We start from the raw sequence: 21,890 nt of genomic DNA on the forward strand, positions 1-21,890 counted from the left end.
CTTCATGTAGATGGCCTAAGAAGGGCCACCATTGGGATTCTTTCAGTCCGCAATGGGGCGAAAAGGCGGCTTTTCATTCGCCTTTAAGACAAAGCACCATGGCAATGTTTAAACTTTTTCCCGGACCCACACGGGCATGCATCGTTGCGACCGGGGTTACCCCAGGTCTTCTCGTCCGCCTCATCAAATCCGGGTTTTGCATTTGCTGCCGGTGTTGCAGCGGCCGTTGCACCCGCGGCCGCACCACCGAGCAACCGACGCTGTTGTTCTTGGGCCTGTGCGACCATTGCGGCCTGTTCTTCCTGCGTCATGGGGCGAATCTGCGCCAACTTTTGCGTCACATCAGACCGCAATCCATCAAGAAGACCTTCGAACAATTGGAACGATTCTGTTTTGTATTCATTCAGCGGATCACGTTGTGCATAGCCACGGAAACCCACAACAGACCGCAAGTGTTCAAGCGTTAGCAGGTGTTCGCGCCATTTGCCGTCAATCGTTTGCAACAGAATTTGCTTTTCGATGTTGCGCATGACCTCGGGCCCGAAGGCCGCTGTTTTTTCGGCCATATGTTTATCCGCCGCTTCTTCCAGACGTTCACGCAGATCATCGTCGTCCACACCTTCTTCGGCGGCCCATTCGATAACGGGAACATCGATGCCGAGTTGCGCGATAACCTGCGCGTACAAACCTTCGGTGTCCCACTGATCCGCATAACTTTTGGCTGGGATATGGGCATCAACCAAATCATCAATAACTTGGCTGCGCATGTCAGCGGCGATTTCGGACAGGTCTTCGGCTTCCATGATTTCGCGGCGCTGGCTAAAGATCACCTTACGCTGGTCGTTCATCACGTCGTCGAATTTCAGCAATTGCTTACGAATGTCAAAGTTGCGGCCTTCGACCTTTGCTTGCGCGCGTTCAAGCGCCTTGTTCACCCAAGGGTGCACAATCGCTTCGCCTTCGCTCATGCCGAGGGACGAAAGAACCTTATCCAATTTCTCGGATCCGAAAATCCGCATCAGATCGTCTTCGAGGGATAGGAAAAACGAAGACTTGCCCGGGTCACCTTGACGGCCAGAACGTCCGCGCAGCTGGTTATCAATGCGGCGGGATTCATGGCGTTCAGTGGCGAGCACAAACAAACCACCCGCGTCTTTTACCGCTTGCTCGTCTGCTTTGTGCGCCTCTTCGATCTGGGCGCGGACGTCTTCGTTCACATCATCAGGCGTGGCGGCGATTTGTTCCATGATCTTAAATTCGACGTTGCCGCCCAATTTAATATCGGTTCCACGGCCCGCCATGTTGGTCGCGATTGTGACTGCACCCAACTTACCTGCATCCGCCACGATCTGCGCTTCTTGTTCGTGCTGGCGGGCGTTCAATACGCTGTGCTTGATGCCTTCCGCCTCAAGAAGCTGGCTCAAGAATTCGGATTTCTCGATCGACGTCGTACCAACCAGCGTTGGCTGGCCTTTTTCATGTGCTTCTTTGATCGCTAACACGACCCCATCGAATTTTTCTTTGGCGGTGCGGTAAACGGCATCATTTTCATCAATACGGGCAATGGGGCGGTTCGTCGGAACCTCAACAACGCCGAGGCCGTAGATCTCCATGAATTCTTCGGCTTCCGTCAGCGCGGTACCGGTCATGCCACCGAGTTTGTTATAGAGGCGGAAATAGTTCTGGAACGTCACAGAGGCGAGCGTGACGTTTTCAGGCATGATCTTCACGCCTTCTTTCGCCTCAATCGCCTGGTGCAGGCCATCCGACAAACGACGGCCCGTCATCATACGCCCTGTAAATTCGTCAATCAGGACAACTTCGTCGTCACGCACGATGTAGTCTTTGTCCCGCGTGAACAGCTTATGGGCGCGCAGGCCCTGGTTTACATGGTGCACAATGGACGTGCTTTCAGGCGAATAAAGGGATTGGTCTTCTGGCAAGATACCAGCAGACACCAAGCGCACCTCAAGGAATTCATTGCCTTCATCTGTGTAGTTCACGTTGCGGGTTTTTTCATCTAACGTGAAATGATCATCCTGAATTTCAGGAATCAGCTTATCGATGGTCGTGTACATTTCGCTGCGATCTTCGGCGGGGCCAGAAATGATCAATGGCGTGCGGGCCTCATCCACGAGAATGGAATCAACTTCGTCCACAATCGCAAAGTTGTGGTCGCGCTGGTTCATCTGGGCCAGCTCTGACTTCATGTTGTCGCGCAGATAATCAAAGCCAAGTTCGTTGTTGGTCGCATAGGTCACATCACAGCGATAGGCCGCGTTCTTTTCGTCTTCTGGCTGCTGCGGGTACACAACGCCAGTGGTAAGGCCGAGGAAGCCGTAAACCTGGCTCATCCATTCGGCGTCACGTTTGGCAAGGTAGTCGTTCACCGTCACAACGTGCACGCCCTTACCGGTCAGCGCGTTAAGATAGGCCGGGAATGTCGCCACAAGGGTCTTGCCCTCACCCGTTTTCATCTCTGAGATATTGCCTTGATGCAGGAAAATTCCGCCCATCAGTTGCACATCAAACGCCCGCAGACCCAGCGCACGCTTGGCGCCTTCACGGCAGTTAGCGAATGCTTCTGGCAAAAGATCATCAAGGCTTTCGCCGCCCATCGCGCGCTTGGCAAGTTCTTCTGTCTTGGTTTTGATGCCCTCGTCGGTCAGCGCCTCGAACTCGGGTTCAAGCGCGTTGATCTTTTCGATCAGGGGCCGTGTTGCCTTTACCTTACGGTCATTCGGCGTACCGAAAATCTTCTTCGAAATGGAACCAAGACCGAGCATATTCTCTCCGCGCGCGCCGCAATCGGCGTCTCTGACATCAATGTGTGAGGAGGTTGGTTGTGCCTGTCGGGCGCGCCCAATAGAAAAGAGCCAAGACCGGCCTCCGATAGACCTTATGGGGATGTAAGGGGCCGCCATGTAGGTGTCAACGCCGCGCCCCGTCGCGGATCATCAAGGGACTGTTAACATGCTATTTCGCACCAAAATGCTGGCCTCCGCCGCTGTTTTTGCTCTCACCGCCGGTTTTGCCCAGGCAGACAGCCACAGCGAAACCACAGCGCAGACTGTCGTGGCGTCGGTGAACGGGTCTGACATTACGCTCGGCCAACTTATTATGCTTCGTTCGCAATTGCCGGAACAATACCAGCAGTTGCCAGATGACGTCGTTTTCAACGGGCTGATTGAACAACTCGTTAATCAGCAACTTCTGGCGGATACGCTTGAAGAAGAACCAGCCCGCGTCGGTATCGCGATCGCCAACGAATTGCGATCATTGCGCGCTGGCGAAGTTGTGAACGCGATGAGCAACGAAGAAATTTCCGATGAAGCATTGCAAGAAGCATATGACGCGCGCTTTGCCGGGGTTGAGCCTGATCAAGAATTCAATGCATCCCACATCCTTGTCGCGACTGAAGAAGAAGCAGTCGCTGTCAAAGAGATGATCGATGATGGTGCTGACTTTGCGGAAACTGCGGTTGAAAAATCAACTGGCCCGTCCGGCCCGTCTGGTGGCGAACTTGGCTGGTTTGGCCCAGGCATGATGGTCGCTGAATTCGAAGAAGCCGTCATGACCTTGGATGCCGGCGACGTATCTGACCCTGTTCAAACGCAGTTCGGCTGGCACATCGTCAAACTGAACGAAACGCGGATGACGGCCCTTCCAGCTTTGGATGACCTACGCAGTGAGCTGGCCACTGAAATCCAACAAGAGCGTTTGAACGAAAAGCTGAACGCATTGACAGAGACAGCGGATATCACGCTGCCTGAGGAAGACGAATTTGACTATTCGTTGATCCAAAATCTTGAGCTTCTTGAGGACTAATAATGACACTCTCCCCCCTCGCGCCGCCCCGCTTTCCAGATCTTCCTATAATTGACGGAGTCCGGTTTGCGTCAGGCGCGGCGGGGGTTAAATACGAAGGCCGCGACGATGTCATGTTGGCAGAACTTGCCGCCGGAACGACCATCGCTGGTGTCTTTACCAGATCATCAACACGATCAGCACCCGTCCTCGATTGCCAATCAAAGCTTGGAAAACCATCTGGCGAACGCGCAGCTTTTCTAGTGAATTCTGGCAATTCCAACGCCTTCACAGGGTCCGCAGGCGAAAAATCCGTCGAAGCACTTTGTCTTGGTTTGTCGGATGTCATGACTATCCCCGAAGACCGCATCTTTACCGCGTCCACGGGTGTCATCGGTGAACGGTTGCCGCACGGGCGGATCATCGACACCATGAATGATCTGAACGCGCGGCTTTCGCCCAGCGAAATCAAAGGTGCGGCGTCCGCCATCATGACGACCGATACCTTTGCCAAAGGCGCGTCGGCCGATGTTGAAATCGATGGAAAAGTGGTACGCATTGCTGGCATCGCCAAAGGCTCGGGCATGATCGCACCCGATATGGCGACGATGCTGGTTTACATCTTTACCGACGCGAAAATCAGCCAGCCTGATCTTCAGGCGCTGCTTGGTGTTCTCAACGACAAGACATTCAATTGCATCACGGTAGATAGCGACACATCGACATCCGATACATTGATGGTCGCGGCGACAGGCGCGTCTGGCGTCGATGTGACCGATAGCGCCGGATTTACGCAAGCGCTGCGCGATGTGATGTTGGATTTGGCCCATCAGGTCGTGCGCGACGGTGAAGGGGCGACCAAATTCGTTGAAATTCGTGTGTCGGGGGCGGCGTCCGACACAGAGGCCCGCGTGGTTGGGCTATCGATCGCGAATTCGCCGCTCGTTAAGACGGCCATCGCTGGCGAAGATCCCAATTGGGGCCGTATTGTTATGGCGGTTGGCAAATCCGGCGCACAGGCGGACCGGGACCGTTTGGCAATCCGTTTCGGGGACATCACCGTTGCGGAAAACGGGTGGGTGTCGGCCGATTACACAGAAGACGCAGGGGTCGAATATATGAAACAGCAGAACCTTGTTATTGGCGTCGACCTTGGCATTGGTGGCGGTCTTGGAACAGTTTGGACGTGCGATCTGACCCACGGATATATCACCATAAATGCAGACTACCGATCATGAAGACAGTTCTGGTCAGTGCCGTTGCTTTGATTGACGTAGATGGGCGCGTTTTGTTGGCACAGCGCCCTGAAGGCAAATCCATGGCTGGTTTATGGGAATTCCCTGGCGGTAAGGTTGAAGCCGGCGAAACACCAGAGGCCGCCTTGATCCGTGAACTTCACGAAGAACTAGGCATAGACACGTGGCAGTCCTGCCTTGCTCCGCTGACGTTCGCGAGCCACAGCTATGATGATTTCCATCTTTTGATGCCGCTGTTTGCCTGCCGCAAATGGGAAGGCACGCCCCAGCCCCGCGAGGGCCAAACCCTTAAATGGGTGCGCGCCAATGACCTAGCAACCTACCCGATGCCTGCGGCTGATATTCCGTTGATCCCGCTTTTGCGCGATTGGCTTTGAGTCCGTCGTTTCAGAATGTGGCAAAATTCGGGCAAAAGTGGCAAGATTGTGGCACAATTTAAGTGACAGACTGATCGAACCCGTCCTATCATCAAGTTATTGGAGATCTTTGGGGGAAGAAAAACCATGCTGCGGACGATTACAGTAGGCAACCACATTCAGATTCAGGGACTGCATGTCCGGACACTCGATAACGGCAAAGTCGTTGTCGCAGTCGGAAATCGCGAGTTTGAAGGCAAACCAGTTACGCGCCTGAATTAAACGAATCGACCACTAAGATGAAAAAAGGGACGCCGATTTGGCGTCCCTTTTATTTTGTCTAGATAGTGAAGATCAAAGCGTCCGCTCGACCTCTTCGCGTTCGAAAATCTCGATCACGTCATCAGGGCGGATGTCTTCGTAGTTCTCGAACGCCATACCGCATTCCTGACCGGACTGAACCTCGGGCACTTCGTCCTTGAAACGCTTGAGCGTCTTAAGCGTGCCTTCGTGGATAACAACATCATCACGTAGCAAACGTACACCAGCAGAACGACGTGCGACGCCTTCGGTGACAAGACAACCCGCGATCTTACCGACGTTGGATACCTTAAAGACCTCTTTGATCTTGGCGTAACCGATAAAGTTCTCACGAACCTCGGCAGACAACAGACCGGACGCCGCTGCTTTCACATCGTCCACAAGATCGTAAATGATGGAATAATAGCGGATCTCGACGCCTTTTTGGTTCGCCGAGTTACGGGCCGGCGCGTTCGCACGCACGTTAAAGCCGATGACGGGCGCACCCGAGGCTTCTGCCAACGCGATGTCGGACTCTGTAATCGCACCAACGCCGGAATGCAGAACGCGTACGCGCACTTCGTCGTTGCCGATTTTTTCCATCGCCTGAACGATCGCTTCGGTCGAACCCTGCACGTCGCCTTTGACAAGGATCGGAAGCTCGGACACGTCCTGATCCGCTTTGGCATTTGCCATCAGCTGATCCAACGTCACCGCAGCACCGGCCGCCGCACGCTTTTCCTTAGCGGCGTTGGCACGGTATTCCGCGATTTCACGGGCCTGTGCTTCGGTTTCTGTGACGTTAAGAACGTCACCAGCTTCGGGTGTGCCGTTCAGGCCAAGAACCTCAACAGGAACCGATGGGCCCGCTTCGTCTACGCGATCGCCTTTGTCGTCGATCAACGCGCGGACTTTGCCCCACTGCTCACCTACAACAAAAATATCGCCACGCTTCAGCGTACCGGTTTCAACCAGAACAGTCGCGACTGGGCCACGGCCCACGTCAAGCTGCGCTTCGATCACGGCGCCTTGGGCCGCGCGATCCGGGTTGGCCTTCAGTTCCAAAATCTCGGACTGCAATGCGATCGCCTCAAGGAGTTCATCAAGGCCCTGACCAGTAATCGCCGACACTTCAACGTCCTGCACTTCACCGGACATTTTTTCGACGATAACTTCGTGTTGCAACAAATCTGTGCGCACTTTGTCAGGGTTGGCCGCTGGACGGTCACATTTGTTGATCGCCACGATCATCGGAACATTGGCCGCTTTTGCGTGTGCAATCGCCTCAATCGTTTGTGGCATTACGGCGTCATCCGCCGCGACAACCAGAACAACGATGTCAGTCACTTGCGCACCACGGGCACGCATCGATGTGAACGCCGCGTGGCCAGGTGTGTCGAGGAACGTCAGCACGGTACCTGTATCGGTTGTTACCTGATAGGCACCGATGTGCTGTGTGATCCCGCCCGCTTCGCCAGCAACAACTTTGGCATTCCGGATTGCATCCAGAAGCGATGTTTTACCGTGGTCCACGTGACCCATGATCGTAATGACGGGCGGACGACCCTTAAGGTCTTTCGCGTCGTCTTCGATGATGTTGATCACATCCTCAACGTCGGCGTCAGAAACGCGCACAACCTTGTGGCCAAATTCTTCGATGATCAGTTCCGCAGTGTCCGCGTCGATAGATTGGTTTTGCGTCGCCATGATGCCGTTGGTCATCAATGCTTTCACAACCGCAGACACCTTTTCGGTCATCCGGTTCGCCAATTCGGAAACGGTAATCGCTTCTGGCAGCTGAACGTCGCGCATAACCTTTTCGCGTTCTACGTTTTGGCCCATCGCCTTTTGACGGGCGCGGTCCTGCTTACGCTTCATCTGCGCCATGGAACGATGGCGTCCGCCCTCGCCGCCACGCAGTGCTTGGTTCAGCGTCAGCTTGCCACCGCGACGGGCATCATCCTGACCCTTGTTCTTACGCGTATCGCGATCGTCTTCTTTCTTGCGCGGCGTTGCAGCAGGCGCGCCACCACTTGGGGGTGCGCGGCGCTGTGCCGGTGCGAGTTCGGGATCAACAACAGCAGGTGCGGCGGCAGCTTGTGCCGCGGCCTCTGCATCGCGTTTCTTCTTCTCTTCCTCGTCCTGCTTGGCCTTCACAGCCTCGTCGCGTTCTTTGTCTGCTGCTTCTTTAGCAGCAATTTCGGCCAAACGACGCTCGCGCTCTTCGGCGCGGGCTTTTTCGTCAGCTTCACGCTTTGCAGCATCTTCGACTTCGCGGGCTTTCGCGGCCTGCAATGCCTTCATGCGACGCGCCATTTCGACGTCCGAAATACCAGCGGGCCGCTTTGATGGGTCACCGCCGGGTCGGACAGGTGCCGCACCGGTGGGTTTCGCAGCCGCCGCAGCCGCAGGCTTTGGGACCACAACGCGTTTGCGTTTGGTTTCAACTACGACGCTTTTGGTGCGACCATGGCTGAAGCTTTGCTTCACGCTGCCGGGTCGGGAAATACCAAGGGGCTTTTTGCCGTCTGAATCGCTCATGTAGCTTCTGTATCCTTCCGAACGGTGCCATCACCGCCCTCTATCTCGCGCAAGCCTTTAAGCTTTGCGGCTTCATCTACAACAAGGTCGCTGAGTCTGCCAGAGGCGAGTGCCCCGTGTATTACAGTCCCGCGCCCGAATGCCAAACCCAATTCCTGGGCCGTAAGGCACCCGTAATATCGCGCCCCTTCGGGCGTCCATAATTTCGTCTTTCCGCGTTCCGAACCATCCGAGGCTTGCAACAATGCACGAACACGTTCGCCGCCTGCAACCCAACCTTTGACCTTTTCGAAACCCGCAACCGCCAAACCCGCCTTGCGGGCCAGTGCAATCAGATCAACAACGCGGCGCGCAAGCTGGCGTTCCACTTCGTCGGTCAGACCGTCAGGTACATTCACCGCCTGCTTTGCGGACTTCGAAAACTGGCCTTTGCCAGCTTTGTCCAACGCATCACGACTGGCCGTCACCCAAATTCCGCGTCCTGGTAACTTTTCCAGTATGTCTGGATATACCAGATTATCTGGCCCCACGACAAACCGGATCAACCCCGCCTTAGGGGCTGTGTCACCGGTGACAATGCACCGACGCTCTGAGACATCACGGTCTTTGGTTCGCCCGCCGCGACCCATCAGGTTACCCGGAGGCCTGAAATCAGGCCTCCTGTTCCTCGCTGATGGTGTCTTCTTCGACATCCGAAACAAGATCATCAGGATCAACCCAACCCAACATAACACGTGCTGTCATGATCATGTCTTGAGCATCTTCCAATGTTACCTCGAATGGCTCAAGCGAACCGTCGTCCTTGGTGCGTTCGCCGTCTGTAACGGTCCAACCGCCAGCAAGTTCCCAATCTGCACAGGTTGCGAAATCTTCCAGTGTTTTCACGCCGTCATTTGCCAACGCTTCAATCATCTGGGGTGTGAGGCCTTCAAATGCAACCAGGCTGTCTTCGACGCCCAACGCACGGGCGTTTTCAAGCGCCTTCGCATTCTTGGCATCGATTACATCGCGGGCACGTGCCTGCAATTCGCTGGCCGTATCAGCATCAACACCGTCGATGACCAACAATTCGTCAACTTCAACATAGGCGACTTCTTCGAGGGTTGTGAAACCTTCGGACACCAACAACTGGGCAAAGAATTCATCCAGATCGAGCGCTTCGATGAACAAACCAGTGCGCAGTTCAAACTCGGCCTGACGACGCTTGGATTCTTCTTCTTCGGTGAGGATATCAATATCGAGACCCGTCAACTGCGACGCCAGACGCACGTTTTGGCCACGACGACCAATCGCCAAGGACAGCTGTTCTTCTGGAACAACAACCTCGATGCGCTCAGCGTCTTCGTCAAACACAACCTTGGATACTTCGGCTGGCTGCAGAGCGTTCACAAGGAACGTCGGCATGTCTTCATTCCACGGAATGATGTCGATCTTTTCGCCCTGCAATTCGTTCACAACGGCCTGCACGCGCGAACCACGCATACCAACGCAAGCACCGACGGGGTCGATAGAATTGTCATACGAAATCACGGCAATCTTGGCACGTGAACCGGGATCGCGGGCAACGGCCTTAATCTCGATGATGTTCTCGTAAATCTCGGGAACTTCCATCTTGAACAATTCAGCCATGAACTGCGGGTCTGTCCGGCTCAGGAAAATCTGTGGCCCGCGCTGTTCGCGACGCACTTCTTTGATGTAGCAACGGATACGATCGTTCGGGCGATAGCTTTCACGGCCAATCTTTTCGTTGCGACGCAGAATGGCTTCGCCTGTGCCCACATCAACAATAACGTTGCCGTATTCTTCGCGCTTGACCTGTGCGTTGATGATCGTACCAGCGCGGTCTTTGAAATCTTCGTACTGCTTGTCACGCTCGGCTTCGCGGACCTTTTGCAGGATCACTTGCTTGGCGGATTGCGCAGCGATACGGCCCATTTCAACCGGTGGCACTTCTTCGATGAACTGCTGACCGACTTCGGGGTTTTCCATGTACTCGGACGCCTGATCGACGGTGAACTCAGCCTGATAATTCTCAAGCTCTTCTTCGGCGACAACTGTACGAACGCGCGTGAACGTCGCTTTACCGTTGGAACGGTCGATAGACACCCGGATATCCATTTCAGATCCGTAGCGGGACTTCGCGGCGCGGGCGAGGGATTCTTCCATCGCCTCGATGACCAGACCTGGGTCGATCATCTTTTCGCGGGCCACGGCTTCTGCGGTTTGCAACAATTCCAGCTGGTTTGCTGATGTAATCGCCATTAGTTTTTCTCCTCGTCAGAGCCGCCTAGCACGGTCTCAACTTCGTCAAATTGGGTCTCGTCGATTTGGCCTGCGTCTTTGCGGCCCTTCAATACGTCACGGATCAATTCATCCGTCAGAACAAGTTTTGCGTCGGTCAGCCAATCAAACTTCAAACCGATTGTCAGGGGTTCACCCTTTTCCTCGATCTCGATCAGAACTTCATCACCTTCGGTTCCGCGCAGCATGCCTTTGAAACGGCGGCGGCCATCGATCAGCTGTTCAGTTTCAATCTTGGCTTCGTTGCCATCCCACTGGTCAAAATCTTTCAACCGCGTCAGAGGGCGATCAATACCAGGGCTGGACACCTCAAGCGTATAAACATCGCTGATCGGGTCTTCGACGTCGAGAAGCGCGGAAACAGCAGTGCTGATTTCACCACATTCATCGACCTCGATCGTGCCATCAGCCTTTTGCGCCATGATCTGAAGGATCGATTCCTTGCCAGTCATCAAACGCACACGCACGACTTCATACCCCAGATCCTCAATGGTTGGGGTGATGATTTCTGTGATGCGGCGATCCATAGCCGCGCGGGCGATCAGTTCAGACATGGGCACTTTCGTTTGGACACAAAAAAACGGGCGCGCGGCCCGTTGGAATTTCGGTGGCTTCGGGGGTGGAGGCCGAAACGCGCTGTTGGGGTGGATATACGGGCTGTGCGCCGAGTCTGCAAGGGGGAAGGTAGGATTGTACTAGACGAACGTTTCCGGCATCATCAGTATCTATAACATAGCTTAACGAGCCAAAAATCCTATGCGCCTCTTTAAATTTCGAAGTCAGCAGGTCGAGGTTGTTAAGTTCTCTGTTCAACCATCCGACCTCGTCGCATGTCAAGCAGGTCTGGCAATTGCCGTCTTGATCAAAAACGAGGCCGCCTCAATCGATGAGTGGCTCAGATTTCACCAAGCAGCGGGAGTATCCCATTTCATACTTTACGACGACGGATGTACCGATGATTCAATCGATATCGCTCGACGTGCCCTAACTCCATCTGAGCTAACGGTGATACCTTGGGCACAGCGTCTTCAGGACTCAAAGTTCGGACGAGCGATTCACAATCAAGGTTTAGCTTTCGCTCATGCAATATCTAATTTTCGAACGCGTTTCCGCTGGATAGCGTTTACAGATATTGATGAATTTCTTTTCCCAACCTCAAAGAGTAGTATTCTTGAGGTGTTGTCGGACCTTGAACATGTCGACAATCTGATACTCCATTGGACAATGTTCGGTCGGCAAAATTTCCATAAGACACCAAGCCAGATCATCCCTAATTACACCGAAAGAATGCTTGACCCGTTCGAGTCGCAGGTAAAAGGCATTCTAAATTTCAAGTGTGTCGTCAATCCGATGAAAGTGACTAAAACCTATATTCACGGGTTCGAAACAAATAGTAGCTCAACAATCTGGAACTCTCTCGGCAGTGAATTTAAATTCGGTGATCACAAATCATCAACATTCCACGACGGCGCAGCTTTGCAGTTGAACCACTATTACTCAAAGTCTCAACAACAACTTGACGAAAAAATTGCAAAGGGATCAATTGGGGACTCATTGTTCACAGCAGCTTTGAAATCCCCTGATGTACGCGCTACCAAGTTAACCAATCGGGTCCTCGAAATAGAACGGGAAACGGTGGAAGACCTTGGCATTCAAGATTTCTGTAAACGTGCAAACATCGATTTAGGCTGAATAGACCTTTGCCTCCTCCTAGACACAGACTGGAAAGTTATGATCGATCCACACAAAAGCTATGATGATGAATTTTATGACCGCCAAATGTCAGGTTCCTATGATAGCGCAGCACGAATTTCTGAACATCTGGCCCAATACTATCGCCCAAAGACAGTTGTAGATATTGGGTGCGGACGGGGCACCTGGTTAAAAGCTTTTAGAGACACTGGGGCAGAAATTACAGTTGGGTTCGATGGACCGTGGAATAGCCAATCGGACATGATCGACCCCAATGTCAAGTATCACCAAGCCGATCTAAACAAACCGCTAACCCTACAACATAAACAGTTCTTTGATTTAGCTATATCGTTGGAAGTTGCAGAGCATCTGTTACCCGCCTGCTCGAGCGACTTTATCGCGAAGCTGACACAGTTTTCCGACGTTGTCCTTTTTAGTGCAGCTTACTTAGGCCAAGATGGAAGAGATCATATCAATGAACGCGAGCACAGCTTCTGGGCAGAGCTTTTCATTGAACGAGGCTATGTACCGTACGATCTGTTCCGACCTGTTTTCTGGGGAGACTCGGATGTCCGGTTCTGGTACCAGCAGAATTGTTTTCTATATGTCAAAAGTGGATCAGACCTCTGTCGAGTGCTTGCCGAAAATGGTGTGTATCCAATCAAGAACCTTAGCTTCATGAATTGCGTTCACCCACGGCTTTTCAAACGGTACACAAAACCCAGAGGTCTAAAAAGGATCTTTTGGAAAATTCGTAAGATGACTGGCCGAGGTTGAACTAATGACCGCTTGAAATCTAACGTTACAGGCTGGATTCTCGACAACACTAGAAAGAGCCTTTGTAATAAATTCGCCCAAAAATCGCCCAATTTGAAGGTTAACTCGCATTTAGGTTTATCAAATGGAGGAAACCCAAATGGATATGACAATTCTTATGATGGTCGCGGCGTCCGCATTCATGTGCGGCGTTGCCTTGATGTACCTTGTGATGATGCGCACCCTGAAAAAGCGGGCCGCTGAAGGCGAAATGGCATAAGCCAGACGATTAACAAAAATGCAAAAAGCCCCGCCAAACTGGCGGGGCTTTCTGTTTTCTAAGGTCGCTTACCTTATGCGACAGACCAACGCTCGGCCATGCGAGCGTTATCCATCTGCCAAAGGTTACCGATCGTGTCAGGCGAGCTGATACGGTTGTTAACGGCCTGAACGTAGTTCGCAAACATTGGCACCAGAACACCGCCTTCGTCGCGCAGAATTTCCTGCATCTCAAAGTACTGTGCCTGACGCGTGTCTGTGTCCAGCTCGGCGCGTGCAGCCAAAAGAAGCTCTTGGAAACGTGCGGAATCGCCGCTGTCCCACTGGCTGTCGTTCCACGGCACACCTTCTTCGTATGCTGTTGAGAACATCCAGTCTTCTGTCGCGCGACCGGACCAGTAGCATGCACAGAACGGCTTGTTCAGCCAAACGTTGGACCAATATCCATCAGACGGTTCCTGGATCACGTTGATGTTGATGCCACCCGCAGCTGCGGACGCCTGATACAACTGACCCGCATCAACCGCACCCTCAAACGCCGCGTTGGACGCGGAGAAATCGATGTCGATGGAATCAAGACCAGCCTGCTGGAGGTAGAACTTTGCTTTGTCCGGATCGTAGGACAGCTGTTCCATATCAGCATGGTAGTACTGGTTCGCTGGGCCGATTGGTGTGTCGTTACCAACAGCGCCGTGACCAAGGAGGATCTTGTCGACGAGTTCCTGACGGTTGATGCCGTACTTCAACGCTTTGCGAACATTGACGTCATTGAACGGTGCAACGTCTGTCAACATCGGCATGGAGTAGTGCTGGTTGCCCGTCACTTCTTGAATGCGCAGGGCAGGGTTCGCCTTGAGCAATGCTTCTGTCTTAAAGTCGATCCGGTTGATCGTATCGACCTGACCCGTCATCAACGCATTCATACGCGCCGTGTTGTCGTTGATCGCGATGTATTCGACTTCGTCAAAGAAGCCGGCATCGTCACCCTTGTAGTGATCAGCATAACGGCTGGCCGTCATGCGTACGCCTGGGTCGAACGATGTGACCTGGTACAATCCGGTACCGATACCCTGCGCAATTGCCTCTTCGATCTGGCCAGCAGGGAACATCAGGATGTGATAATCGGACATGAGGTATGGGAAGTCGGCGTTGCCAGACGCAAGCACGAACTGGACCTGATGTTCTGTGATTTTGTTCATCTCAACGATGGCTTCGACGATCGGCTTGGCGGCAGATTTGGAATCTTCACCAATGTGCATCTGAAGCGATTCAATCACGTCATCAACGCCGAAGGATTTGCCGTTGTGGAACGTCACGCCCTGGCGCAGGTTGAATGTCCAAGTTTTCGCATCTGCGGAGGCTTCCCAGCTTTCAGCAAGCTCACCAACAAGCGAACCGTCAGCGGCTACTTCTGTCAGGCAGTCAAACACACACCCGTGCGCAGATGCGATCATGAAGATGTCGGAGTGCGTCCGGCCATCCCAGCTGTCAGAGGTGTTCGCGCCACCAAGACCAGCGGTCAATTTGCCGCCACGTGTTTGCGCCTTGAGCGGCAATCCTGTCGCCGCGAGTACACCCGCCGCTACACCAGATTGCAGCAATCCGCGTCTGCTAATTCCATACATATTTTAGTCTCCCTGAAGTTTTCTTCTTTATTGGCGCTTACGTTACGCCGATTCGGTCACATTTTTCCAACAGCTGCGTCGCCAATGTTGTCGACACCCCGTTCCTGCAACAGATCTGTCAGCCAATCCGGGTCCATTTCGGGCACCGAACTCAGCAGCAAATCCGTGTAGGCGTGATGTGGTGGGGTAAACATGTCCAGTTTCGGACCCTGTTCCACCACTTTGCCGTCCTTCATTACCACAACCTCATCTGCGATCGCTTTCACAGTCGCGAGATCATGCGTGATGAACATATAAGACAGCCCCAATTTATCCTGCAAATCGCCCAGTAGGCGCAGGATTCCTTCCGCGACAAGCTGATCCAAGGCGGATGTCACTTCGTCACAAATGATGAACTTCGGTTCCGCCGCCAGCGCACGCGCGATGCCGATGCGCTGTTTCTGACCACCGGACAATTCAGACGGCAGACGGTTGAAATAGGTGTCTGGCTCAAGCTCGATCTGTTCGAGAAGCTCATTCACCCGTTTACGGCGCTCAGCCCCGGTCAGACCCATATAGAACTGCACAGGACGGCCAATAATCTGGCCAATCGTTTTGCGTGGGTTCAGTGCCGTGTCAGCCATCTGGTAAATCATCTGCGCCTGACGCAGCTGATCCTTGTTCCGTTTCTTGTAGTTCCCCGGCAAGACCTCACCATCAAACGAGATGTCACCGATCCGTGGCGGCAAAAGGCCCGTAATGCAGCGCGCAGTTGTTGATTTACCCGATCCGGATTCACCAACAACAGCAACAGTGCGACCCGCATGAATGTCAAAACTTACATCATGCAAAACGTCCGTTTTACCGTAGGCGGCAGTGATTCCATTCACTGACACAACCGGCGTGGACCCCGTATTTACAGCAGGCTTTGCGGGGCGTTCAAATGCGCGCACGGCCCACAGGGATTTCGTATAATCTTCTTGAGGGTTGGACAGCATCGTACGCGTATCGGCCTCCTCAACCTCATCGCCACGCAGCAGTACTTTAATGCGGTCCGCCATTTGCGCCACAACCGCCAAATCGTGTGTGATGTAGATCGCTGCAGTGTCGAATTCTTCTACGATTTCACGGATCGCAGCGAGGACTTCGATCTGCGTCGTTACATCCAAGGCCGTCGTTGGTTCGTCGAAGATAATCAGGTCAGGACGGCATGACATCGCCATCGCGGTCATCGCGCGTTGCAATTGCCCACCCGATACTTGGTGCGGATAGCGAAATCCGATTTCGTCAGGATTGGGCAGTCGCAACTTGCGATAAAGCTCCATGCCGTCGGCAGCGCTGTTGGCGCGGTTATCGACACCATGCTGAACAGGCGCTTCGGTGTGTTGATCGATGATCTTATGCGCCGGGTTGAAAGACGCAGCAGCAGATTGCGCCACATAGGCGATACGTTTGCCGAGAAGGTTTCGTTTCACCGCGGCAGATGCCGTGACCAGATCGATACCGTCAAATTCAACGGTGCCTTCTGATATCCGCACCCCGTCGCGGGTGTACCCCATCGCAGCCAAACCGATGGTCGATTTGCCCGCGCCGGATTCCCCGATCAGGCCAAGGACTTCGCCCTTCTTGAGATCCATATCAACGCCTTTGATGATCGGATTCCATGTTTCATCGGAACGGCCATCAATCTTGAGGCCACGGATTTTTAGAAGACTGCTCATTCCTTCAACCCCGATGATTTATGCAACATCCAATCGACCACAAAATTCACTGCGACAGTCAGCAATGCAATTGCACCCGCGGCCAAAAGCGGTGCCGCTGCAACTGTCGGCGCGAAGGCCGCAAAGTTGATAAATGGCGCAAGGTCTTTGACCATTGTGCCCCAATCCGCCAGCGGCGGCTGAATACCCACGCCGAGGAACGAAAGCGCGGCAATCGTAAGAAAGACAAAGCAAAACCGCAGACCAAATTCAGCCAACAAAGGCGCCATGGCATTCGGTAGAATTTCCTTGAAGACCAGATAGCCAAGCCCCTCGCCACGTAGTTTGGCGGCTTCGATGTAGTCCATAACAACGATGTTCAAACCAACGGCACGGGCCAGTCGATACACGCGCGTGCTGTCGATCACGGCAATGATAAGAACCATAAAGATCGTCAGCGGAATGCCCAGTCTGTCAGCCCAAACGCTTGCTATGGTCATAAGCAACAATGCAAAGATCAGGGACGGGATCGCCATCAAAACATCAACCGAACGCGACAGAAGTTGATCGAGCCAACCTTGCAGCGTCGCCGCCAGAAACCCCAAGGACCCGCCAATGAAAAACGCCAGAAGCGTTGTAATGAAGGCGATTCCAACCGTATTTTGCGCGCCGTAAATCAGGCGGCTGAGGATATCACGGCCAATTTGGTCAGTTCCCAATGGATAGGCAGGATCGCCGCCAATCGCTGGATCACCGCCGGCCATAACGTTGGCAGCACCAAGGATTTCCGCCTGTCCGTAGGGCGCGATCTGACCAGCAAATACCGCAATGATAGCATAAATCAGGATAACAAGAATCCCAAACGACGCCGTCAGCGGCATAGATCTGAAAAGCTTGCGCGACCCGTCAGTGCCTACAACGCGACCGAAAAGACGGAACAGGAACGCAGCGATGGATGCGATGATGAACCCTTGCACAGCCCAGCGGAAAAACACGACGCCGGCGTTCGGAACACCTGTGTCCAGAACTTTAGGTTGGAAGTAATACCAGACCGACCAAAACAAAAGAAAGGCGCCCAAAACATATCCGAACGCTACGCCATAACTCATGTCGCGAAACTTTGGCGCGTTGCCCGTTAGTTTTTGGCCCGCAAACCGGAAGACATGCGCGCCCAGCGCGATTGATAGGACAATGGCGACAAACCACAAAAGACCGCTCATTTCGGGTGCCTCAGACGTGGGTTGGACAGGATGGACATGATATCCGCCGTCAGGTTCAAAAGGATATATGCGGCCGCAAAGATCAGGCAGCACGCCTGCACCACAGGGATGTCGCGGATTTTCACGCTGTCTACGAACAGCTGGCCAATACCCGGATAGACAAACACGACCTCAACCACGACAACGCCGGTGATGAGGTACGCGAGGTTCAGCGCGATAACGTTGATGATCGGCGCAAGTGCATTGGGCAACGCGTGTTTCACAATGACCCGCATCGGCGACAACCCCTTAAGGCGCGCCATTTCGATGTAGGGCGATGCCAGCAAGTTAATAATCGCCGCACGGGTCATCCGCATCATATGCGCCGTCACAACAAGCGTAAGCGTCAAAGCAGGCAGCATGGATTTTTCGAGACGCTCTGAAAACGGCATTCCTTCGAAAATGTTAGACAGACTCGGAAAGATCGGGTTCAGCACCGCAAGAAACAGGATCAGTACATATGCCATGAAGAATTCAGGGGATGAGATCGAGCTGAGCGTAAACATGTTCGCAATTTTGTCGAACGCCGTATTGCGGTACAGCGCCGCGAGGATACCGAGCGTCACAGCCAAGGGAACCGCAATCGCCGCCGTTACCGTGGCCAAAAACATCGTATTGCCCAGCCGCGGGGCGATCTGTTCGGCAATCGTCGTTGTTCCTGCACCGCCAAAATTAGCGAAGTTCAATTGTGCAAAGCTGGTGCCAAGATCCAGGGTCAACATACCCTTCAACCAATCAATGTATCGAAAAAACATCGGCTGATCGAGGCCAAGATCACGACGAATAGACGCGACAGATTCTGGTGTGGCGCCTTGCCCCAAAATGGCCTCAGCGAAATCACCGGGCAGTAGATTGACGGCAACGAAGATGACAATCGAAACAACAAACAGCGTAACAAGGCCAAGTGCGAGGCGTTGTAGAACAATCCTGAGTAGTGATGACACGCTTAGCGTCCCCCTTCGTTAACTCTACGTTAGCGACTGAGACGCAGCTTACAACCCGTTAGATTTGTCCGATATTGAGACTTTTATCCTATCCATTGCCCTGATCAGCTCGGCTGAAATGCCGGCTTCGGACAACGCATGGCCAGCTTTTGCAATCATAACAAGACGCGAAGCGGGCCAGTTTTGGGAAAGTTTGTAGGCCGACACAGGCGGGCAGATCATGTCGAACCGACCCTGCACGATAACCCCGGGAATGTGGGCAATCTTGTCCATGTTATTCAAGATTTGTTGGCTTTCATCCAGAAAACACCCATGGCTGAAATAATGATTTTCCAGTCGCGCAAATGCGCGGGCATATTCAGCAGGGCCTGATCCACCCGATCCGTCGCTATCGATTGATGCCAGCGCATTTTCCCACGCGGCCCACGCGCGGGCATAACGCGTTTCAAGCATGACATCGCCAGAAAAAAGACGGCGATTATAGGCGGCAATCATGTCGTCTTGTTCATCTTCAGGGATAAGATTTGCAAACTGTGCCCATAAATCAGGCCAAAATGCACCCGCGCCGCCGCCATAAAACCAATCCAATTCACGCTGGGTGCTTAAAAACACGCCACGTAAGACCAGATGGGATACCGCCGCCGGATGCGCCTGCGCATAAATCAAGGCAAGCGTTGCACCCCAACTGCCGCCAAAAACGATCCATTGATCAAGGCCAAGCGTCGTTCGGATGAGTTCAATGTCAGCGACCAAATGCCAAGTGGTGTTATTTTCGACACTTGCATGCGGGCGCGACCGCCCACAGCCGCGCTGATCAAACAGAATAACGCGGTACACGTCTGGATCGAAATAGCGGCGCATCATCGGGCTGCACCCACCGCCGGGCCCGCCATGGAGGATCACGACAGGCACACCATTCGGGTTTCCTGCCTGTTCCACATACACACGGTGCCCATCGCCTACGTCCAACATCCGCTGGTCGAAGGGGTCAATCGGTGGATATAGATGCGCAACCGCGCGTTTTTGTCCTGAGGCCTTGTCCATAATCGATCTATATAGCGCGTTACAGAAGATGCCCATTGGTGGCGCAGAATTTTCCGGAGGCCCAATGACAAACCCAAGCACGACGACCGTCGACCCCGCCGAAATCGCAAAGTTCGAAGCCATGGCCGCTGAATGGTGGGACCTTGAAGGTAAATTCAAACCCCTGCACATGCTGAACCCGACACGGCTGGACTATATCACCCAGCAGATCGCGTCAGAATTTGATCGCGACCTCAAAGGCGACAAACCGTTTGCCGGATTGCGTATCCTCGATATCGGGTGCGGTGGTGGCTTGCTGTGCGAACCGATGGCGCGATTAGGCGCAACAGTCGTTGGTGCTGACGCGGCCGAACGCAACATTCCTGTGGCACAGGTCCATGCCGAACAATCGGGCCTTGAGATTGATTACCGATTTACCACCGCCGAAGCGATGGCCGCGGACGGGGAACAATTCGACGTCGTGTTGAATATGGAAGTTGTAGAACACGTCGCCGATCCGCTGTCCTACCTGACGGCCTGTCATGATCTGTTGAAACCGGGCGGCTTGCACATTTGTTCTACCATCAACCGCAATCCAAAAAGCTTTGCAATGGCGATTGTCGGCGCGGAATATGTGATGCGCTGGTTGCCCAAGGGGACACATGAATGGAACAAGTTCATCACACCGGATGAACTGTTTGATCTGATGAAAAACGCGGGTCTTAGTCCCGTTGATCGCAAAGGTTTCAAGTTCAACTTTTTGCAGTTCACGTGGTCGATTTCGGCCAGTGATTTATCGGTCAACTACGTTACTGCCGCGCTAAAGCCCGATTAATATCCGCCCTTCATAACGCCGAATATTGTTTCTGCATGTTTGAACCCCATCTGGCGATACAACCGCCCCGCATCGCTGTCAGCCTCGGCAACGATAACCACTTGCGCGTCGGGCGCACGGCCCAGCGCCCAAAGGGCTGCATGGCGCAACAACGCTGAACAGATACCACGCCTACGATGTGTCAAACGGGTTTCCACCGACTGATAGCGCGCAATCGTTTCGTTATGAAACATCCCCATTTGCGTCACCAATACATCGCCGTCGAACGCGCCGAACCATTGGCCTAGACCCTTGGAAATTTGAACACGACGCCCGGCATTTCGACGCTCCAGATAAGACTGGTAATATTCGGCATCGTTGCCTTCTTCGCGTGTGATGTCCAACTGAAGATCCAGCGCTTTTGCCCAATCATCGGGGCCATCAAAGGGGCGCAACACAATACCGTCCGGCACGTCTGCATCCCGCAAAGGGCCACCAAGCAACAGTGCATCGACACTTTCACCATCACAACCAAGCGCGGCAATACCATCCAGCAATGGCGCAGGATCAAGGCCCGGAATATCCCAAACGGCAGCGCGGTGGTTTGCGTTTGGGAAATGCGCCTCAAACAGCGCGAAAGTTTCAGCGGGGGTGCGGGACGTGTCGGGCAGGATCAGTTGATTGCCAACCCAGTAATGTGGTTCCGTTGGCGTGGATTGCACGAGGTATGGACCCTGCGTGTCTTCGTGTTGCGTGAGATGCGAAAGACCTGACAACGTGAACAACTCTGATCGCATAGTCAGCGAACGAAGGGTCATTCTCCCTCGCTCAACTGGATACGTAATTCGCGCATAACCGGAAGAATTGCGCGGACCTTATCGTAACCGACTTCATCAACGGCCTTTGCGATAATGGGCGCAATGGCGGCCAACGCAGTATCGCGGGCGCGCAGTCCCGCAGGGCTGATCGTTACAAGCTTGCGGCGCGCATCATCCCAATCGGGGCGAATATGGACGTAACCGGAATCTTCCAATTTGCGCAGCGTGTTTGTCATCGCCCCACGCGTCAGATGAAAAATCTGCGCCAATTGCGCGGGGGTCTTTTCGGATTGCGTGCGCGCCAACTGGTTGAGTACGGAAAAATGCGACAGCTCCATCCCGCGCGGCAGCGCTTTAGCCACGTTATTTCGTGCCAACTGATCAACCGTCAAAATCTCGCTAAAGAGAGCGACGGCAAGGCTGTCTGTATTTGCATCCAT

At 53.6% G+C, this 21,890-nt stretch carries 18 protein-coding genes; 6 read left to right on the top strand and 12 right to left on the bottom strand.

The window, feature by feature from the left end:
* Positions 1–83: 83 nt before the first annotated feature.
* The gene (gene secA / locus L0664_RS10210; RefSeq protein ID WP_235225696.1) at positions 84–2,786 is read right to left on the bottom strand and encodes a preprotein translocase subunit SecA; all 2,703 of its coding nucleotides are present in this window, start codon (positions 2,784–2,786) and stop codon (positions 84–86) included.
* Between the two features lie 187 nt (positions 2,787–2,973).
* Here secA and L0664_RS10215 point away from each other — a divergent pair, with 187 nt between their 5' ends.
* From L0664_RS10215 to mutT, 3 genes are read left to right on the top strand one after another with little or no spacing between them, the layout of a single operon-like run.
* Entirely contained in the window at positions 2,974–3,828 is an 855-nt protein-coding gene (locus tag L0664_RS10215) for a peptidylprolyl isomerase (protein ID WP_235225697.1), read from the top strand.
* Positions 3,829–3,830: 2 nt separating this feature from the next.
* Positions 3,831–5,045 (top strand): bifunctional glutamate N-acetyltransferase/amino-acid acetyltransferase ArgJ, encoded by a 1,215-nt coding sequence (gene argJ, locus L0664_RS10220; protein WP_235225698.1) that lies wholly within the window; start codon positions 3,831–3,833, stop codon positions 5,043–5,045.
* Positions 5,042–5,440, top strand: coding sequence for an 8-oxo-dGTP diphosphatase MutT (gene mutT, locus L0664_RS10225; RefSeq protein ID WP_235225699.1), 399 nt, complete (start codon positions 5,042–5,044; stop codon positions 5,438–5,440). The genes argJ and mutT overlap by 4 nt, the downstream gene beginning before the upstream one ends.
* Before the next feature lie 333 nt (positions 5,441–5,773).
* Here mutT and infB read toward each other — a convergent pair whose 3' ends face one another.
* The 4 genes from infB to rimP are packed head-to-tail and all read right to left on the bottom strand — an operon-like array spanning position 5,774 to position 11,115.
* Positions 5,774–8,260, bottom strand: a complete 2,487-nt coding sequence (gene infB, locus L0664_RS10230) for a translation initiation factor IF-2 (RefSeq protein ID WP_235225700.1) — start codon at positions 8,258–8,260, stop codon at positions 5,774–5,776.
* Complete coding sequence (locus L0664_RS10235; RefSeq protein ID WP_235225701.1) at positions 8,257–8,889, bottom strand: RNA-binding protein; 633 nt, start codon at positions 8,887–8,889, stop codon at positions 8,257–8,259. Before L0664_RS10235 ends, infB begins: the two co-directional genes overlap by 4 nt.
* Positions 8,890–8,911: 22 nt before the next feature.
* Positions 8,912–10,522 carry a transcription termination factor NusA gene (gene nusA / locus L0664_RS10240; RefSeq protein ID WP_235225702.1) on the bottom strand — a complete coding sequence of 537 codons (1,611 nt, stop codon included), beginning with the start codon at positions 10,520–10,522 and terminating at the stop codon, positions 8,912–8,914.
* Positions 10,522–11,115 carry a ribosome maturation factor RimP gene (gene rimP / locus L0664_RS10245; protein WP_235225703.1) on the bottom strand — a complete coding sequence of 198 codons (594 nt, stop codon included), beginning with the start codon at positions 11,113–11,115 and terminating at the stop codon, positions 10,522–10,524. Before rimP ends, nusA begins: the two co-directional genes overlap by 1 nt.
* A 202-nt stretch (positions 11,116–11,317) precedes the next feature.
* On the opposite strand from rimP, the gene L0664_RS10250 reads away from it, so the two are divergent.
* Both L0664_RS10250 and L0664_RS10255 read left to right on the top strand, forming a co-directional pair.
* Positions 11,318–12,253 (top strand): glycosyltransferase family 92 protein, encoded by a 936-nt coding sequence (locus L0664_RS10250; RefSeq protein ID WP_235225704.1) that lies wholly within the window; start codon positions 11,318–11,320, stop codon positions 12,251–12,253.
* A 39-nt stretch (positions 12,254–12,292) separates the two neighbouring features.
* Positions 12,293–13,030, top strand: a complete 738-nt coding sequence (locus tag L0664_RS10255; protein ID WP_235225705.1) for a class I SAM-dependent methyltransferase — start codon at positions 12,293–12,295, stop codon at positions 13,028–13,030.
* Between the two features lie 332 nt (positions 13,031–13,362).
* Here L0664_RS10255 and L0664_RS10260 read toward each other — a convergent pair whose 3' ends face one another.
* The 5 genes from L0664_RS10260 to pip are packed head-to-tail and all read right to left on the bottom strand — an operon-like array spanning position 13,363 to position 19,839.
* The gene (locus L0664_RS10260; RefSeq protein ID WP_235225706.1) at positions 13,363–14,913 is read right to left on the bottom strand and encodes an ABC transporter substrate-binding protein; all 1,551 of its coding nucleotides are present in this window, start codon (positions 14,911–14,913) and stop codon (positions 13,363–13,365) included.
* Positions 14,914–14,969: 56 nt separating this feature from the next.
* Positions 14,970–16,613: an ABC transporter ATP-binding protein gene (locus L0664_RS10265; RefSeq protein WP_235225707.1), complete on the bottom strand. Its 1,644-nt coding sequence runs from the start codon at positions 16,611–16,613 to the stop codon at positions 14,970–14,972.
* Entirely contained in the window at positions 16,610–17,812 is a 1,203-nt protein-coding gene (locus L0664_RS10270) for an ABC transporter permease (protein WP_235225708.1), read from the bottom strand. The genes L0664_RS10265 and L0664_RS10270 overlap by 4 nt, the downstream gene beginning before the upstream one ends.
* Positions 17,809–18,795, bottom strand: a complete 987-nt coding sequence (locus L0664_RS10275; RefSeq protein ID WP_235225709.1) for an ABC transporter permease — start codon at positions 18,793–18,795, stop codon at positions 17,809–17,811. The genes L0664_RS10270 and L0664_RS10275 overlap by 4 nt, the downstream gene beginning before the upstream one ends.
* Before the next feature lie 48 nt (positions 18,796–18,843).
* Positions 18,844–19,839 carry a prolyl aminopeptidase gene (gene pip / locus L0664_RS10280; protein WP_235225710.1) on the bottom strand — a complete coding sequence of 332 codons (996 nt, stop codon included), beginning with the start codon at positions 19,837–19,839 and terminating at the stop codon, positions 18,844–18,846.
* A 64-nt stretch (positions 19,840–19,903) separates the two neighbouring features.
* On the opposite strand from pip, the gene ubiG reads away from it, so the two are divergent.
* Positions 19,904–20,653, top strand: a complete 750-nt coding sequence (gene ubiG / locus L0664_RS10285) for a bifunctional 2-polyprenyl-6-hydroxyphenol methylase/3-demethylubiquinol 3-O-methyltransferase UbiG (RefSeq protein ID WP_235225711.1) — start codon at positions 19,904–19,906, stop codon at positions 20,651–20,653.
* Here ubiG and L0664_RS10290 read toward each other — a convergent pair.
* Together L0664_RS10290 and L0664_RS10295 are read right to left on the bottom strand one after the other, a co-directional pair.
* A complete protein-coding gene (locus L0664_RS10290; protein ID WP_235225712.1) occupies positions 20,650–21,450 on the bottom strand; it encodes a GNAT family N-acetyltransferase in 801 nt (266 codons plus the stop codon). The genes ubiG and L0664_RS10290 overlap by 4 nt on opposite strands.
* The gene (locus tag L0664_RS10295; protein ID WP_235225713.1) at positions 21,447–21,890 is read right to left on the bottom strand and encodes a MarR family winged helix-turn-helix transcriptional regulator; all 444 of its coding nucleotides are present in this window, start codon (positions 21,888–21,890) and stop codon (positions 21,447–21,449) included. Before L0664_RS10295 ends, L0664_RS10290 begins: the two co-directional genes overlap by 4 nt.

Source organism: Octadecabacter dasysiphoniae, assembly GCF_021532615.1.
Lineage (GTDB): Bacteria > Pseudomonadota > Alphaproteobacteria > Rhodobacterales > Rhodobacteraceae > Octadecabacter > Octadecabacter dasysiphoniae.